We start from the raw sequence: 15986 nt of genomic DNA on the forward strand, positions 1-15986 counted from the left end.
CTGGCGTCCCCTAGGGGACTCGAACCCCTGTTACCGCCGTGAAAGGGCGGTGTCCTAGGCCACTAGACGAAGGGGACGCAAACCCTTCTGACAACTGACCGGTGCTGAGTACCGATCGATTCAAGGCCGGTGTGGCCAGGCCTTGAACTGCAAATTTGGTGGAGCTAGACGGGATCGAACCGTCGACCTCTTGCATGCCATGCAAGCGCTCTCCCAGCTGAGCTATAGCCCCTCATCGCTGAGGACGGGGCGAATCTTAAGGGGCGATCGGAAGGCTGTCAATTTTTTTTCCGTTTTTTGAAAAAAAATTTGCCGGGATAACAATCACTTACCGCCCCGCCCGGAAAACCCGGGGTTTTGCGGCCCTCTGCGCCTGCGGCGAGTCGCACAAAACACTCGCCGCAAGCCTCAAAGAACCACCAGAAGCCGCAATCAACCCGCCTGGCGCTTGAGTTTCAAGCGTAGTCGAAAAGCTCCCCGCCCCTGTCGGCTGCCCTTGGGCAAAAACGCCTCAGGCGATGGCGCCGAGGAGTTTTTCCCATTCCTTGTTTTCTTTCTTCGACACACCACCCAGCAGATCGATGGCCTGGCGCAGACGGAAACGGGTCAGGTCCGGACCGAGGATTTCCATGGCATCGAGCACCGACACCGAACTGGCCTGGCCAGTAATGGCGGCAAACATCAGCGGCATGGCATCGCGCAGTTTCAGCTCCAGAGACTCAACCACCGCCTGGATGGTCGCGGTGATGCTGTCTTTCTCCCACTGACGCAGGCTTTCGAGCTTCCACAGGATCAATTGCATCAGCTGACGCACCTGATCGCCGGACAGCTTCTTGGACTCGAACAGCTTGGCATCCGGGTTCACGCCACCGGCGAAGAAGAAGCCGGCCAGCGGTGCGATCTGGCTGAAGGTCTCGACCCGGCCCTGTACGTGCGGTGCGATCTTCATCATGTAATCGGGGTTCAGCGCCCAGGTCTGCACCCGGCTGGCGAACTCCTGCACCGGCAGGTCACGCAGCCACTGGCCGTTGAGCCAGGACAGCTTCTCGATATCGAAGATCGGCCCCCCCAGGGACACCCGCGTCAGGTCGAAATTGTCGACCATTTCCTGCAGCGAGAACTTTTCGCGCTCGTCCGGCATCGACCAGCCCATGCGGCCCAGGTAGTTGAGCATGGCTTCCGGCATGAAGCCCATGCGCTCGTAGAAGGTTACCGAGGTCGGGTTCTTGCGCTTGGACAGCTTGCTCTTGTCCGGGTTGCGCAGCAGCGGCATGTAGCACAGCTGCGGCTGCTCCCAGCCGAAGTACTCGTAGAGCAGGATCAGCTTGGGCGCCGACGGCAGCCATTCTTCGCCGCGCAGCACGTGGGTGATGCCCATCAGGTGGTCGTCGACCACGTTGGCCAGGAAGTAGGTCGGCAGGCCATCGGTCTTCATCAGCACTTGCATGTCCATGCGATCCCACGGGATCTCGACATCGCCGCGCAGCATGTCCGGCACCACGCAGACGCCTTCGGTAGGCACTTTCATGCGGATCACGTGAGGCTCGCCGGCCGCCAGGCGCCGGGCCACTTCTTCCTTGGACAGCAGCAGGGCCCGGCCGTCATAGCGCGGGGTTTCGCCACGGGCCATCTGTTCGGCACGCATCTGGTCCAGCTCTTCGGCGGTGCAGAAGCACGGGAAGGCGTGGCCCAGGTCCACCAGTTGCTGAGCGTACTTCTGGTAGATGTCGCCACGCTCGCTCTGGCGATACGGACCGTGAGGGCCGCCAACGTCCGGGCCTTCGCTCCAGTTGATGCCCAACCAGCGCAAGGCGTCGAAAATCTGCTGCTCGGACTCCCGGGTCGAACGCAACTGATCGGTGTCTTCGATACGCAGGATGAACTCACCGCCATGCTGCTTGGCAAAGCAATAGTTGAACAAAGCGATGTAGGCGGTACCTACGTGGGGATCCCCGGTAGGCGATGGCGCGATGCGCGTGCGGACGGTGGTCATGGCATGTCTCGAAAGGAAAGAAAAACGAGGAATAAAACAGGGGGCGAATGGTAACAGGCGACGGCAGCCCCGCTCCAGTGAGGAGGGCATTTAAGCCAAGGTTGCGACTCCAGGCCGCTGCCAGCCGGTTGAAGGGCCAATAATCAGCCCATGGCATTTACCGCCCAGTGGCTATATGCCAGATTCGCCCGCTGATAGATCTCCTTACACTTTTATTGAATACAGCCAGCCCATGCCAGCCCAACTCAAGCGTCGCCTGTTTGTCTTTCTGTCCCTGGTCCTGTTGATTGCCCTGGGTTTTCTTGCCCACTGGTGGTTCCACGGGCGCTTTTACGAGACCACGGACAACGCCTACGTGCAGGGCGAGATCACCCGGGTCTCCAGCCAACTGAGCGCGCGAATCGAAGAAGTGCTGGTGCAGGACAACCAGCATGTGGAACAGGGCCAGTTGCTGGTACGCCTGGAAGGGCAGGACTTCCAACTGGCGGTGGACCGCGCCCAGGCCGCCCTGGATACCCGCGAGGCCGAACGCCTGCAGGCCCAGAGCAAGCTGACCCAGCAAGCCAGCCTGATTGCCGCGGGCCAGGCCCAGGTGGCGTCGAGCCAGGCCAGCCTGGGCCGCTCGCAGATCGACCTGTCTCGGGCCCAGACCCTGCGCAAGCCCGGTTACGTCTCTGAGGAGCGGGTCACTACCCTTTCCGCCGACAACCATATCGCCCGCTCCCAGGTGGCCAAGGCCGAAGCCGACCTGCAGGGCCAGCGCCAGCAAGTCAATGCCCTGAACGCCGAGATCAAGCGCCTCGATGCACAGATCGCCAACGCCCGGGCCGACCTGGCGCAAGCACGACTGAACCTGACCCGTAGCGAGATCCACGCCCCCATCAGCGGCCTCATCGGCCAGCGCGCCGCACGCAATGGCCAGGTGGTGCAGGCCGGCGCCTATCTGCTGTCGATCGTTCCGGACCAGGACATCTGGATCCAGGCCAACTTCAAGGAAACCCAGATTGGCCACATGCAGCCAGGGCAAAAGGCCGAGCTGACCTTCGACGCCTACGGCGATACACCGATCCAGGCCCGGGTCGACAGCCTGTTCGCCGCCTCCGGCGCGCAATTCAGCCTGCTGCCGCCAGACAATGCCACCGGCAACTTCACCAAGGTGGTACAGCGCATTCCGGTCAAACTGACCTTCGCGGCCGACAATCCCCTGCGGGGCAAGATCCGCCCCGGCATGTCGGTAACCGTGAAGGTCAACGTCAAAGACCCCGTCGATGGCCGGTGATCAACTGCTGCGTCCGGTGGGCGAACCCACCCGGCGCGACTGGATCGCGGTGATGAGTGCCATGCTCGGCGCCTTCATGGCGGTGCTCGACATCCAGATCACCAACTCCTCGCTCAAGGACATCCAGGGCGCGCTGTCCGCTACCCTGGAGGAAGGCTCGTGGATCTCCACTTCCTACCTGGTGGCGGAGATCATCATGATCCCCCTCACCGCCTGGCTGGTGCAGCTGCTCTCGGCCCGGCGCCTGGCGGTCTGGGTCTCGGTGGGCTTTCTTATTGCCTCCCTGCTCTGCTCCATGGCCTGGAGCCTGGAAAGCATGATCGTGTTCCGCGCCTTGCAGGGCTTTACCGGTGGCGCCCTGATCCCCCTGGCGTTCACCCTGACCCTGATCAAGCTCCCCGAGCATCACCGGGCCAAGGGCATGGCCATGTTCGCCATGACCGCCACTTTCGCCCCCTCCATCGGCCCGACCCTGGGCGGCTGGCTCACGGAAAACTGGGGTTGGGAGTACATCTTCTATATCAACGTGCCGCCGGGCCTGCTGATGATCGCGGGCCTGCTGTATGGCCTGGAAAAGAAGGAAGCTCACTGGGAACTGCTGAAAAGCACCGACTACGCCGGCATTCTCACCCTCGGCCTGGGCCTGGGTTGCCTGCAGGTATTTCTTGAGGAAGGCCACCGCAAGGACTGGCTGGAGTCGAGCCTGATCGTCACCCTGGGCAGCATCGCCCTGATCAGCCTGGTCACCTTCGTCATCGTCCAGGTCTCCAGGCCCAACCCGCTGATCAACCTGGGCATCCTGCGCAATCGCAACTTCGGCCTGTCGAGTATCTCCAGCCTGGGCATGGGCGTTGGCCTGTACGGTTCGATCTACCTGCTGCCGCTGTACCTGGCGCAGATCCAGAACTACAACGCGCTGCAGATCGGCGAAGTGATCATGTGGATGGGGGTGCCGCAGTTGTTCCTGATTCCCCTGGTGCCCAAGCTGATGCAGTTCATTTCACCGAAATGGCTGTGCACCCTGGGCTTTGGCCTGTTCGGCCTGGCGAGTTTTTCGTCGGGGGTGCTCAACCCGGACTTTGCCGGGCCGCAGTTCAACCAGATCCAGATCATTCGCGCCCTGGGCCAGCCGCTGATCATGGTCACCATCTCGCTGATCGCCACGGCTTATATACAGCCCCAGGACGCGGGATCGGCCTCCAGCCTGTTCAACATCCTGCGCAACCTCGGTGGCGCCATCGGCATTGCCCTGCTGGCGACCTTGCTGGATGCCCGGACCAAGACCTATTTCGACTACCTGCGCGAAGCCGTTGTGCCCAGCAATCCCCAGGTGGCGGAACGCCTGGCAACCCTCACCGAGAAGTTCGGCAGCGAGACCGCAGCCCTGGGCAAGCTCAGCGAAATCACCCACCAGCAGGCACAGATCATGGCCTACAACGACGCCTTCCATTTCGTCGGCATTGCCCTGGGCATCAGCATGCTGGCGATCCTGCTGACCAAGGCCCTGCCCAAGGGCCTCAAGGCCGGCGAAGCCCACTGACCCACGAATTGCCTGTAGGAGCTGGCTTGCCAGCGAATAGACTCCCAACCCTTGCACAGGATTTGAGGGCCTCTTCGCCGGCAAGCCGGCTCCTACGAGGGATCGAGCGTCGTTAGACGGTGAGCAAGCGCTCGCGCAGCTTGGTGATCTCGTCGCGCATCTGCGCCGCGGCTTCGAACTCCAGGTCGCGGGCCAGTTGGTACATCTTCTCTTCGAGCTGGCGAATGCGCTTGGTGATCTCGCTGGGCGAGCGCAGTTCGTTTTCGTAGCGGGCGTTTTCCTCCGCGGCCTTGGCCATGCCCTTGCGTTTCTTGCTGCGCGAACCGGGCACGGTGGCGCCTTCCATGATGTCGGCAACGTCCTTGACCACACCCTTGGGGGTGATGCCATTGGCCAGGTTGAAGGCGATCTGCTTGTCGCGACGGCGTTCGGTCTCGCCAATCGCCCGCTCCATGGAGCCGGTGATGCGGTCGGCATAGAGAATCGCCCGGCCATTGAGGTTACGCGCGGCCCGGCCGATGGTCTGGATCAGCGAACGCTCGGAACGCAGGAAGCCTTCCTTGTCGGCATCGAGAATCGCCACCAGGGACACTTCCGGCATGTCCAGGCCCTCACGCAGCAGGTTGATCCCCACCAGCACATCGAAAGTGCCCAGGCGCAGGTCGCGGATGATCTCCACCCGCTCCACGGTGTCGATGTCCGAGTGCAGGTAGCGCACACGCACGCCATGGTCGGCCAGGTAATCGGTAAGGTCTTCGGCCATGCGCTTGGTCAGGGTGGTCACCAGTACCCGCTCTTCCACGGCCACACGCTTGGTGATTTCCGACAGCAGGTCGTCCACCTGGGTCAGGGCCGGGCGCACTTCCACTTGCGGGTCCACCAGCCCGGTGGGGCGCACCACCTGCTCCACCACGCGGCCGGCGTGCTCGGCCTCATAGTTGCCCGGAGTGGCGGAAACGAAGATGGTCTGCGGGCTCACCCCTTCCCACTCGTCAAAACGCATTGGCCGGTTATCCAGAGCCGATGGCAGGCGGAAGCCGTACTCAACCAGGGTCTCCTTGCGCGAGCGGTCGCCCTTATACATGGCGCCGACCTGGGGCACGCTGACGTGGGATTCGTCGATCACCAGCAAGGCATCCGCCGGCAGGTAGTCGTACAAGGTAGGTGGCGCCGCGCCAGCCGGACGCCCCGAGAGGTAGCGCGAGTAGTTCTCGATGCCGTTGCAGTAGCCCAGTTCGAGGATCATCTCCAGGTCGAAACGGGTGCGCTGCTCCAGGCGCTGGGCTTCCACCAGCTTGTTGTTGGAGCGCAGGTATTCCAGGCGCTCCTGCAACTCCACCTTGATCCCTTCGATGGCGTCCAGCAGGGTTTCCCGCGGGGTCACGTAGTGGCTCTTGGGGTAGAAGGTGAAGCGCGGCAGTTTGCGGATCACTTCACCGGTCAAGGGGTCGAAGGCGCTGATGCTTTCCACTTCGTCATCGAACAGCTCGATGCGGATCGCTTCCAGGTCCGACTCCGCCGGATAGATGTCGATCACATCGCCACGCACACGGAAGGTAGCGCGGGCGAAATCCATGTCGTTGCGGGTGTACTGCAAGTCCGCCAGGCGGCGCAGCAGGGCGCGCTGATCGAGTTTGTCCCCGCGATCCACGTGCAGGACCATCTTCAGGTAGGTTTCCGGGCTGCCCAGGCCATAGATGCACGACACCGTGGTGACGATGATGGCGTCCTTGCGCTCCAGCAGCGCCTTGGTCGCGGACAGGCGCATCTGCTCGATATGGTCGTTGATCGAGGCGTCCTTCTCGATAAAGGTGTCGGAGGACGGCACATAGGCTTCGGGCTGGTAGTAGTCGTAGTAGGAAACGAAGTACTCCACCGCGTTGTTCGGGAAGAAGGCCTTGAACTCACCATACAGCTGCGCCGCCAGGGTCTTGTTCGGCGCCAGCACCAGGGTCGGGCGCTGCACCTGGGCGATCACGTTGGCGATGCTGAAGGTCTTGCCCGAACCGGTCACACCGAGCAGGGTCTGGTGGGCCAGCCCGGCCTCGATGCCTTCGACCATCAGGCGAATGGCTTCCGGCTGGTCGCCGGCGGGCTGGAAGCGGGTGACTAGCTGGAATTCAGACATAACGTACCTCTGGGATCATTCGTGCGCGGCAATACCGTACAGGAACAGGAAAGACCGCGTACGACCCATGTCGCCGAGGAAAAAAACCGGAATATCCTTGATGTGGAGCCGATTACCACAGCTTTCAAGGCAAAGGTCCTACACCCGCTGACACCCTGGTTATTGCAATAAGACTAACGGTCGAAAAATAAAGCGAAAAACTTGGCGCAAAAGGTCAATAGCCTGTCGCCCCACGCGATGATGGCCTCTATACTAGCTCCCCGTTTGTGCACCGCTCTAGTGCATTCGGCTGGAGCGCGACACGTCCCTCCACACTCCATTCAGAGCCGCCGTAAAAATGAGCCTGTTCTCCGCTGTCGAAATGGCACCACGCGATCCTATCCTGGGCCTCAACGAAGCATTCAACACCGATACCCGCACCGATAAGGTCAACCTTGGGGTGGGCGTGTACTGCAACGAGGAGGGACGCATTCCGCTCCTGCGCGCCGTTGTCGAAGCCGAGACGATTCGCGCCGCCCAACATGCTTCCCGTGGCTACCTGCCGATCGACGGCATTGCCGCCTACGACCAGGCGGTACAGAAGCTGCTGTTCGGCAACGACTCGCCACTGCTGGCCGCTGGCCGCGTGGTCACCACCCAGGCCGTTGGCGGCACTGGCGCCCTGAAGATCGGTGCCGACTTCCTCAAGCAGTTGCTGCCCAACGCCGTGGTCGCCATCAGCGACCCGAGCTGGGAAAACCACCGCGCCCTGTTTGAGACCGCCGGCTTCCCGGTGCAGAACTACCGCTACTACGACGCTGCCACCCACGACGTGAACCGTGCTGGCCTGCTGGAAGACCTGAACGCCCTGCCGGCCCAGTCGATCGTGGTGCTGCACGCCTGCTGCCACAACCCGACCGGTGTCGACCTGAGCCCACAGGACTGGAAAGACGTCCTGGAGGTGGTCAAGGCGAAAAACCTCGTACCCTTCCTCGACATGGCCTACCAGGGCTTTGGCGACGGCATCGACGAAGACGCCGCGGCGGTGCGCCTGTTCGCCGAGTCGGGCCTGACCTTCTTCGTTTCCAGCTCGTTCTCCAAGTCGTTCTCGCTGTACGGCGAGCGCGTTGGTGCCCTGTCCATCGTCAGCAGCTCCAAGGAAGAAAGCGCCCGCGTGCTGTCCCAGGTCAAGCGCGTGATCCGCACCAACTACTCCAACCCGCCGACCCACGGTGCAACCATCGTCGCCGCCGTGCTGAACAGCCCGGAACTGCGCGCCCAGTGGGAGCAGGAACTGGCGCAAATGCGCCTGCGGATTCGCGGCATGCGCACCCAGATGGTCGACTTGCTGGCCAAAGGCGCCCCTGAGCACGACTTCAGCTTCGTCGGTCGCCAGCGCGGCATGTTCTCCTACTCCGGCCTGACCGTTGAGCAAGTGACCCGCTTGCGCAACGAATTCGGCATCTACGCCCTGGACACCGGCCGCATCTGCGTCGCCGCGCTGAACCAGAACAACATCCATGTCGTGACCCAGGCCATCCTGCAAGTGATCTGATACACGACAGCGCCAACGAAAAGGGGAAGCCGGCAGGCTTCCCCTTTTTCGTTGGCGATACGTCGCTGCCCTGCCCGCCCCCACAGCCTCTAGACTGTGAGCCTATGCCCCCCTTGCTGAGCGAGATCCCGATGAAAAACGATGACCTGCGGGCCGACCGCGACGAACTGGAGCATTACCTGCCCCGCTCGCAGAAACGCGAAAAGAGCCTGGTGCTGCAAATTGCCCTGGGCGTATTCCTTGGCGGACTGGCCCTGTGGCTGGTGCAACTGGCCGCAACCTCGCTGATGGCCAAGCTGATGCTTGGCACCCTGACCTTCGGCGGCTGAACCGCCCTACCCCTGCAATTGAGCCAGGCGCTGGCTGGCGGCATCGTCGAACGCCACGTACAGCGCCTCGGCCACCTGGCTCTTGATGGCCTTGGCACTCTCCAGCCCCAGGACAAAACCTTCGGCCTTGCCGCCGGCACGGTTCAAATCCATCGCCGATCCGGCCTGGGTGATGGCGTCCAGCAACTTGCCGGCCTGGGGGCCGACCCCTTTGGGCAGGCTGATCTGCTCGATGCTCATGACAGCACCTCGCAGCACAGCGCGAAACAGATAGAAGGATGCTGGGATAAATCGAAGCAGATCATAAAGGCGTACCTATGCGGCTGAAGGCCGGCAGCGCGTGAAACCACTTCCGGGGCGCCATGGTAGCCCCTATCGGATCCGCCAGAGACGTGCAGACCGATAAATCCCGCAAAGTCCTGCCAGCCTTTCATTCAGATCCTCGTCGCCCTGAAAAAATATTTCTCGACTTGTTGACTTCCCTTTCTGAATCAGTAAGATACGGCGCATTCCGCGATAGCTCAGTTGGTAGAGCAAGTGACTGTTAATCACTGGGTCCCTGGTTCGAGTCCAGGTCGTGGAGCCATCTTCCTACACTGATTTGCCTTGATCCTCATGAGAGCGCCCTGCTCCTGCGGCAAATCAGCTCAAGCAGTATCCCCCTTGCAAATGATTGATCCGCCTGTCATCCCGACATGCGGATAGACGTTTCATGCACGCCTGGAATCCTCCTTCGCCAACCCGGTTGCATTGCCGCAAAGGCCTGACGTAGGCTGTGCGCCTCTTTATCCAAGCAGTCAGACCCCGTGATGTTCCTGCCCGCACAGTCACCGTGCCCTTCCCCCTTGATGAGCCCTTCGGCAACCCTGGCTGTTGCCCAACTTGACTGTGCGATCAACCGTCGACGCCGTAGCGTATTGTTTGCCTTCACCTTCTCCCCGCACCCGGGCCCACGCTGATCGCGATTGAATCCGGCGCCACCTCGCTAGCCCCTCTGCTTCCACCAGGGCATCTGCCCGGCAATCGCCCGCACGTCGGCCTGCGATGTCCTGCAGCGCCCGCAATAACTGTCTTTTTTGGCGCCTGACGCTTCAGGCGCAGGTCTTGATCATGAACAAAGCCTTGTTAGCCGCCCTGATCCTGGGCATCTCCATTGTCGGCCTGAGCATCGGCTCCACGGTGCCGATCCTTGCCCTGCGCCTGTATCAGGCCGGGGCCTCGAACAACCAGATCGGCATCATGTCGGCGCTGCCCGCCGCAGGCATGATGCTCTCGGCCTTCCTGGTCAATGCCCTGAGCCAGCGCCTGACCCGGCGCCAGATCTACCTGCTGTGTTTCAGCCTGTGCGCCTTGAGCGTGGCCGCCCTGGAACTGCCCGGGGCCAGCCTCTACAGCCTGGGCCTGGCGCGGGTCGCCATGGGCCTGGGGGCGGGGCTGATCATCATTCTCGGGGAAACCTGGGTCAATGAAATGGCCGAAGACGCCACCCGCGGACGCCTGGTAGCGGTCTACACCACCTGCTTCACCTTCTTCCAGCTCCTGGGCCCGGGCCTGGTATCGCTATTGGGCACCGAGGGGCCCGCCGTGCTGGGCATCGTCAGCGTTGGTTATGCGGTGGCGATCGCAGTGGTCTGGCTGATCCTGCCCCTGGAAGACCAGCAGCCGCTGCATGCCGAAAGTCGCACCTTTTCGGTACTGGGCTTTATCCGCATCGCGCCGGCGCTGTGCGTGGGCATCCTGTTCTTCGCGTTTTTCGACAGCGTGGTGCTGTCGCTGTTTCCGGTGTACGCCGCCACCCATGGCTACAGCATCAAGCTCGCGGCCTTGATGGTGACCATCATTCTGTTGGGCGACACCGCGTTCCAGTTCCCCCTCGGCTGGCTTTCGGACAAGCTCGGGCGCCCCGGGATCTACCTGGGCTGCGGCATCATTGCCCTGCTGATCGGCCTTGCCCTGCCACTGCTGATGCAAACGTCCACCCTGCTCTGGCCGAGCCTGGTCATCCTCGGCGCCGTGGCCGGCGGCATCTATACCCTGGCTATCGTGCTGATCGGCCAGTCCTTCAGCGGCGCCGACCTGGTGACTGCCAACGCCAGCGCCGGGCTGCTCTGGGGCATCGGCAGCCTGCTGGGCCCCTTGCTCAGCGGCGCGGCCATGAGCGGCGGCAGCTATGGGCTGCCCCTGACCCTGGCGGCGGCCGCCGCAGTGGTGGTGGTCTTCGCCCTGTCCCTGGTACGCCAGGGGCAACTCAGCAAGGCTGCCGACTGAAATACCGCGGATGCGGCCCGTGATCATTCACAGGCCGCATCTTTGTCATTACCATCGCGCGATCCGCACTCCCACCTCATGGATCCCCTCGCGATGGACCGACCCCTGCGCCTCCTGCCCCTGTACGGCCTGCTTTCCCTGTTGCCCCTGCCAGCCCTGGCCGAAGCCCCGGTGGACTGCGCCACCCTCAGCGACAACGTCTCCCTGGAAGCCGGCGAATATCGCCCGCCCCTGGAAGCCAAGGTGATAGGCCAGGGGCGGCTGCACTTTCACAGCGGGCCGAATGCCACCTGCCTGAACAAGAAGCTCTACGTGATTCCCGGTGATGGCCTGACGGTGTACGCCTCCAGTGGAGAAGGCTGGGCCCAGGTCATGTACATCGCCAAGGACGGCGAGGACTACACCGGCTGGGTCGAGGAAAAACGCCTGTTGCTGGGCAAGCACTATGGCGCAAGCGGCGCCGAGCTTCCCGATGAGGTGGCTGCATTCATCCAGCGCCACGAAGCCTGCGAGCACTTTGCCGGCGAGGAGGCCTACGACGAGGAACGCCGGGTCTTCCTGGAGAAAGCCGTGAATGAGGTCTGCACAGGCCATGATCAGCAGCTCGCCAGCTTGCGCCAGCAGTACCAGGACAACCCCGACGCCCTGCAGGCCCTGAAGCCGCTGGACAACCTGGAATAACCGACAGCAAAAAAAACGGCGCCCTGAGGGCGCCGGTTTTTTCATGGCCGCGGTACTCGACTTCAGTGAGTGGCCTCGACACTGCCGCGCGCATGGCTCGGCTGCGAACCATCGCCGGCCTGGTTCGGTGAGTGGCCCGGCTCCTCTCCTACCAGAGGCACTTCATTGCCCTCGGCATCGTGCAGCTTACCGCCGCTGAAGTAGTCACCCTCACGCAGTACGGCAACGTCCTGGAAGCGCAGGCTGCGCTCGGTGCCGGCGACGAACACCGACTGCTGGTCGGAGTTGCCCGCGGTGAAGTGGTTGAACGCCAGGTTCAAGAGGATCGCCATGATCGCCGAGGAGCTGATGCCCGAGTGGAAGATGGTGGCGAACCAGCTGGGGAAATGATCATAGAAGCTCGGCGCGGCAATCGGGATCATGCCGAAGCCGATGGAGGTGGCAACGATGATCAGGTTCATGTTGTTGCGGTAGTCGACCCGGGACAGGGTCCGGATGCCACTGGCCGCCACGGTGCCGAACAGCACGATACCGGCGCCGCCCAGCACCGAAGTCGGCACCGCGGCAATCACCCGCCCCATGAACGGCAGCAGGCCGAGGATCACCAGGAACAGCCCGCCGGTGGCCACCACGAAGCGGCTCTTGATGCCGGTGACCGCCACCAGCCCGACGTTCTGGGCGAAGGCACTCTGGGTGAAGGAACCGAAGATCGGCGCAATCATGCTCGACAGCATGTCGGCGCGCAGGCCGTTGCCCAGGCGCTTGGAGTCGACCTTGGTGTGGATGATTTCACCCACGGCGAGGATGTCCGCCGAGGTTTCCACCAGCGTCACCATGACCACGATGCACATCGACAGGATCGCCGCGACATGAAAGGTCGGCATGCCGAAGTGGAATGGCGTGGGCAGGCCGAACATCGGCCCTTGGGTGACCCCGGAGAAGTCCGCCATGCCCAGGAACAGCGCGATCACCGTACCGATGATCATGGCCAGGAGAATCGACAGACGGGAAATCGCCGCGCTGCCGATCTTGCTCAACAGCAGCACCAGCACTAGGGTCACCGCCGCCAGGCCGATGTTCGACATGCTGCCGAAGTCCGGGGCCCGGCTGTTGCCACCCATGGCCCAGCGCGCCGCCACCGGCATCAGCGTCAGGCCGATGGTGGTGATGACGATGCCAGTGACCAGCGGTGGAAAGAATTTGGTGATCCGCGAGAACACCGGTGTGATCAGCAGGCCGATCAGCGAGGCGACGATCACCGCACCGAGAATCGACTGGAAACCGCCCTCGCCGCCGCTGGTAACAATCGCCACCATGGTCGACACGCCCGCGAAGGACACCCCTTGCACCAACGGCAGCTTGCAGCCGAAAAACGGCACGCCAAGGGTCTGCAACAAGGTTGCCAGCCCTCCTGCGAACAGCGAAGCGGCGATCAGCAAGCCGATCTCCGAAGGCGACAGGCCAGCCGCCTGGCCGACGATCAGTGGCACGGCAACGATGCCGCCATACATGGTCAGCACGTGTTGCAGGCCATAAGCCATGTTTGCGCCAACACCCAAATTTTCGTCTTCGGGCCGCTGTTGTGAAACCTGGGGGGTATTCATGGTGTGGGGTTCCCTGTTTTTGTTATGGGCACACTGTATGCAACATCCAAGACAACTGTCCATAGGATTGTATACAGTTTTCCATTCTGAATTTCCCCACCCATCAACCCGGGCTATTGCGCGCAAGGCACTCGGATATTGACTCCGTGCCGGCCTGTAAAGGCGGCCCAGAGCCCTCGTTGAAACCAACCCAGGGCCGATCCGCCGCTCTTCAACCGAAGGTTTGAGGGCTGCTCTACTGGTTGAAAAAACAGGATAAAAAAGCCGATCCCGTTGCGGATCGGCTTATCTGCTGCTCGTAGGGTGCGATCCGTTGGCCGGAACCCGGATCTTGTACACATTGGGTGCAACACGGCCCTACCGTTGGCCGGGCCGGCGACGGCAAACGCGGCAACTGCACCTGGACGGCCGTGTCGACAACCGACCGGAACCGCGGACACCGCCTCGCTGTTGGGGAAGCCGTGAAATCAGGCCTCTAGCAACTGCTCGAGAACCCGCGGCAGTTCGGGGTGGGCCGGCAGGCGCAGGGCAAACTCGTCCTGCAACAGGCTCATCAGTTCCCCTGCATCGGTGATCTGCCGCCGCTCGCTGGGCTGCCCCATCCGATGCAGGGCGTAGCTGCCATTGTTCAAGGTGCGGCGTATTCCCGGCCCCATCAGCGCCACCTTCAATTGGCCGAGGAAAGGAGAGTCCGGGTGGGTCGAGACGTACCAGTTACCCATCTCGTAATCCACATCGCCCTGCAGTTGCAGGTCAAAAACGTACATCGCCCGCCATTCATCCATGACCTTGGCGCGCAAGGTGTAGCTGCCTTCGCGCAGGGTGATGCGATACGGCTCGTGGGGCGTTGCCTGTTCTTGCTCGGTATCCAGCAGCAAGGGAGCGGTGGGCACCATGCCGCCAAAGCCGACATCGACGATGTAGCGCTGGCCCTCCAGGTGCACCAGCGCCAGACGGTGGCTGCGAGCGGTCAGCGCATCTTCCGGCGCCCCCATCACCACCCGCCCGGTGATGCCCCGGGCATCGAAACCCAGGTGCTGCAACAGCACCAGGAAGGCCTGGTTGAGTTCATAGCAGTAGCCGCCGCGCCCCTCGTGGAGAATCTTGCGCTCCACCGAGGCCAGGTCGATGGGTACCGGAACCCGCAACAGGGTCGAAAGGCTTTCGAAGGCAAAACGACAGACATGGCGCCATTGCAGCTCCCGCAGGGTTTCCAGGGTCGGCGCTGGCGCCTGTGGGTAGCCCAGTTGCTGCAGGTACAGGTCGAAGTTCATCAGGTGCGGCTGGCTCATGCACAAATCCTTGAAATGAGGGTCGCCCAGGGTCGCGACAGGCCCCGGCAGGTCGGCGTTATGTATAAGCCAGAAGCGGCAGGCCCGGACAATCAATTCGGCTGATATTTTTTATCGCATTGGCCCCGGATTGGCTCTTGCCAAGCGTCGAGGGCGACTCTGTAATAAGCGCCCCGTCGCTCCCGCTGGAGAACTCTGCGCCATGCACTCACTGGAAGGCCCGCGAATCATCCTGCGCCCGTTGCAACGCAGTGATGCCGACGCCCTGGTCAACGCCGCCCGGGACGGTGAGCTGTGGAACCTGCCTTTCACCGTAGTGCCCTCCCCCGACACCGTCGAACGCTACCTCGACGTGGCGCTCGAGGGCCGTGATGCCGGTAGCGTACTGCCGTTCGCTACCGTGCTCAGGAGCACGGGCGAAGTCATCGGCTGCACGCGTTTCTGGAAGATCGACCGGCACAACCGCAAGCTGGAGATCGGCAGCACCTGGATCGCCAGCCGCTGGCAGCGCAGCTTCGTCAACAGCGAGGCCAAGTACCTGATGCTGTGCCATGCCTTTGACGACATGAACTGCGTGCGGGTGCAGTTCACGACCGACGAGATCAATCACACATCCCGCGCGGCGATCCTGCGCCTCGGCGCCCGACAGGAAGGCATAGTGCGGCACGAGCGCATCATGCCCGACGGACGCAAGCGCAATTCCGTGCGCTTCAGCATCATCGACGACGAGTGGCCCGCCGTGCGCCAGCGTCTGCAACAACGCCTCAGCCAAGCCTGAGGCCTCACCCTTACAAGCCCCACAAGGATGTAGCCATGCCCGTCGATTTCACCCTACGCCCAGCCCAGCGCGAGGACGCGCTGTGCATCAGTGGCCTGGCCACCCAGGTCTTTCTCGACACCTATGCCACCGATGGCATGCGCAGCGACCTGGCCGAGGAAGCCCTGAGCGTCTACGCCCCGGAACAGTTCCGCCAGCGCCTTGAGGATCCCCACAGAAGCCTGTTGCTGGCCGAGCGTAACGGGCACCTGCTGGGCTTCGCGGAAATCGCCGGCAACACCCGGCCGCCGCTTGCCGGCCTGGCCGATGGGATGGAGTTGGTGCGCCTGTACGTGCAGCGCCATGCCCATCGGCAAGGCGTTGGCCAGGCGCTGCTGCAACAGGTGGAAGAACGGCTGCAAGCCAGCGACAGGCCCTGCCTGTGGCTCGCCGTCTGGGCACAGAACCACAGGGCGCAGGCCTTCTATCAGGCCCAGGGCTACGTCTGCGCCGGTAGCACCGCCTACGAGTTTGGCGGCAACGCCTACGCCAACCAGGTGTTCTGCAAGCGCTGGTAGCCG

The 15986-nt window shown here is 62.6% G+C and carries 13 protein-coding genes and 3 tRNA genes; 9 read left to right on the plus strand and 7 right to left on the minus strand.

Annotated features, from left to right (window positions below; genetic code table 11):
• Position 1: 1 nt before the first annotated feature.
• From AC1RMG_RS26605 to gltX, 3 genes are all read right to left on the minus strand, one after another.
• A tRNA-Glu gene (locus tag AC1RMG_RS26605) sits at positions 2–77 on the minus strand.
• A 79-nt stretch (positions 78–156) separates the two neighbouring features.
• A tRNA-Ala gene (locus AC1RMG_RS26610) sits at positions 157–232 on the minus strand.
• Between the two features lie 279 nt (positions 233–511).
• Positions 512–1993 carry a glutamate--tRNA ligase gene (gene gltX / locus AC1RMG_RS26615; protein WP_041117010.1) on the minus strand — a complete coding sequence of 494 codons (1482 nt, stop codon included), beginning with the start codon at positions 1991–1993 and terminating at the stop codon, positions 512–514.
• 232 nt (positions 1994–2225) lie between these two features.
• Between gltX and AC1RMG_RS26620 the strand changes: the two genes are divergently transcribed.
• Together AC1RMG_RS26620 and AC1RMG_RS26625 are read left to right on the plus strand one after the other, a co-directional pair.
• Entirely contained in the window at positions 2226–3272 is a 1047-nt protein-coding gene (locus AC1RMG_RS26620) for an HlyD family secretion protein (protein WP_041752090.1), read from the plus strand.
• Positions 3262–4812: an MDR family MFS transporter gene (locus AC1RMG_RS26625; RefSeq protein ID WP_011060365.1), complete on the plus strand. Its 1551-nt coding sequence runs from the start codon at positions 3262–3264 to the stop codon at positions 4810–4812. Before AC1RMG_RS26620 ends, AC1RMG_RS26625 begins: the two co-directional genes overlap by 11 nt.
• Before the next feature lie 112 nt (positions 4813–4924).
• Here AC1RMG_RS26625 and uvrB read toward each other — a convergent pair whose 3' ends face one another.
• Positions 4925–6940, minus strand: coding sequence for an excinuclease ABC subunit UvrB (uvrB, locus tag AC1RMG_RS26630; RefSeq protein WP_011060364.1), 2016 nt, complete (start codon positions 6938–6940; stop codon positions 4925–4927).
• A gap of 337 nt (positions 6941–7277) precedes the next feature.
• Between uvrB and AC1RMG_RS26635 the strand changes: the two genes are divergently transcribed.
• Positions 7278–8474, plus strand: a complete 1197-nt coding sequence (locus tag AC1RMG_RS26635) for an amino acid aminotransferase (RefSeq protein ID WP_011060363.1) — start codon at positions 7278–7280, stop codon at positions 8472–8474.
• A 131-nt stretch (positions 8475–8605) separates the two neighbouring features.
• Positions 8606–8803 (plus strand): hypothetical protein, encoded by a 198-nt coding sequence (locus tag AC1RMG_RS26640; RefSeq protein WP_011060362.1) that lies wholly within the window; start codon positions 8606–8608, stop codon positions 8801–8803.
• A gap of 6 nt (positions 8804–8809) precedes the next feature.
• Here AC1RMG_RS26640 and AC1RMG_RS26645 read toward each other — a convergent pair whose 3' ends face one another.
• Entirely contained in the window at positions 8810–9043 is a 234-nt protein-coding gene (locus tag AC1RMG_RS26645) for a hypothetical protein (RefSeq protein ID WP_011060361.1), read from the minus strand.
• Between the two features lie 270 nt (positions 9044–9313).
• Between AC1RMG_RS26645 and AC1RMG_RS26650 the strand changes: the two genes are divergently transcribed.
• From AC1RMG_RS26650 to AC1RMG_RS26660, 3 genes are all read left to right on the plus strand, one after another.
• Positions 9314–9389, plus strand: a tRNA-Asn gene (locus tag AC1RMG_RS26650).
• A gap of 524 nt (positions 9390–9913) precedes the next feature.
• A complete protein-coding gene (locus AC1RMG_RS26655) occupies positions 9914–11071 on the plus strand; it encodes an MFS transporter (protein WP_077934993.1) in 1158 nt (385 codons plus the stop codon).
• A 93-nt stretch (positions 11072–11164) separates the two neighbouring features.
• Positions 11165–11752: an SH3 domain-containing protein gene (locus tag AC1RMG_RS26660; RefSeq protein WP_493170610.1), complete on the plus strand. Its 588-nt coding sequence runs from the start codon at positions 11165–11167 to the stop codon at positions 11750–11752.
• Positions 11753–11814: 62 nt separating this feature from the next.
• On the opposite strand, the gene AC1RMG_RS26665 is transcribed toward AC1RMG_RS26660, so the two are convergent.
• Together AC1RMG_RS26665 and AC1RMG_RS26670 are read right to left on the minus strand one after the other, a co-directional pair.
• Positions 11815–13356: a nucleobase:cation symporter-2 family protein gene (locus AC1RMG_RS26665; RefSeq protein WP_011060358.1), complete on the minus strand. Its 1542-nt coding sequence runs from the start codon at positions 13354–13356 to the stop codon at positions 11815–11817.
• A gap of 467 nt (positions 13357–13823) precedes the next feature.
• Entirely contained in the window at positions 13824–14648 is an 825-nt protein-coding gene (locus tag AC1RMG_RS26670) for an arylamine N-acetyltransferase family protein (protein WP_011060357.1), read from the minus strand.
• A gap of 202 nt (positions 14649–14850) precedes the next feature.
• Here AC1RMG_RS26670 and AC1RMG_RS26675 point away from each other — a divergent pair, with 202 nt between their 5' ends.
• On the plus strand, positions 14851–15426 hold the full coding sequence (locus tag AC1RMG_RS26675) for a GNAT family N-acetyltransferase (RefSeq protein WP_011060356.1): 576 nt from the start codon (positions 14851–14853) through the stop codon (positions 15424–15426).
• A 35-nt stretch (positions 15427–15461) separates the two neighbouring features.
• Positions 15462–15983 (plus strand): GNAT family N-acetyltransferase, encoded by a 522-nt coding sequence (locus AC1RMG_RS26680; RefSeq protein WP_011060355.1) that lies wholly within the window; start codon positions 15462–15464, stop codon positions 15981–15983.
• Positions 15984–15986: the final 3 nt, after the last annotated feature.

This window comes from Pseudomonas sp. GW822-FHT04H02, from assembly GCF_058800645.1.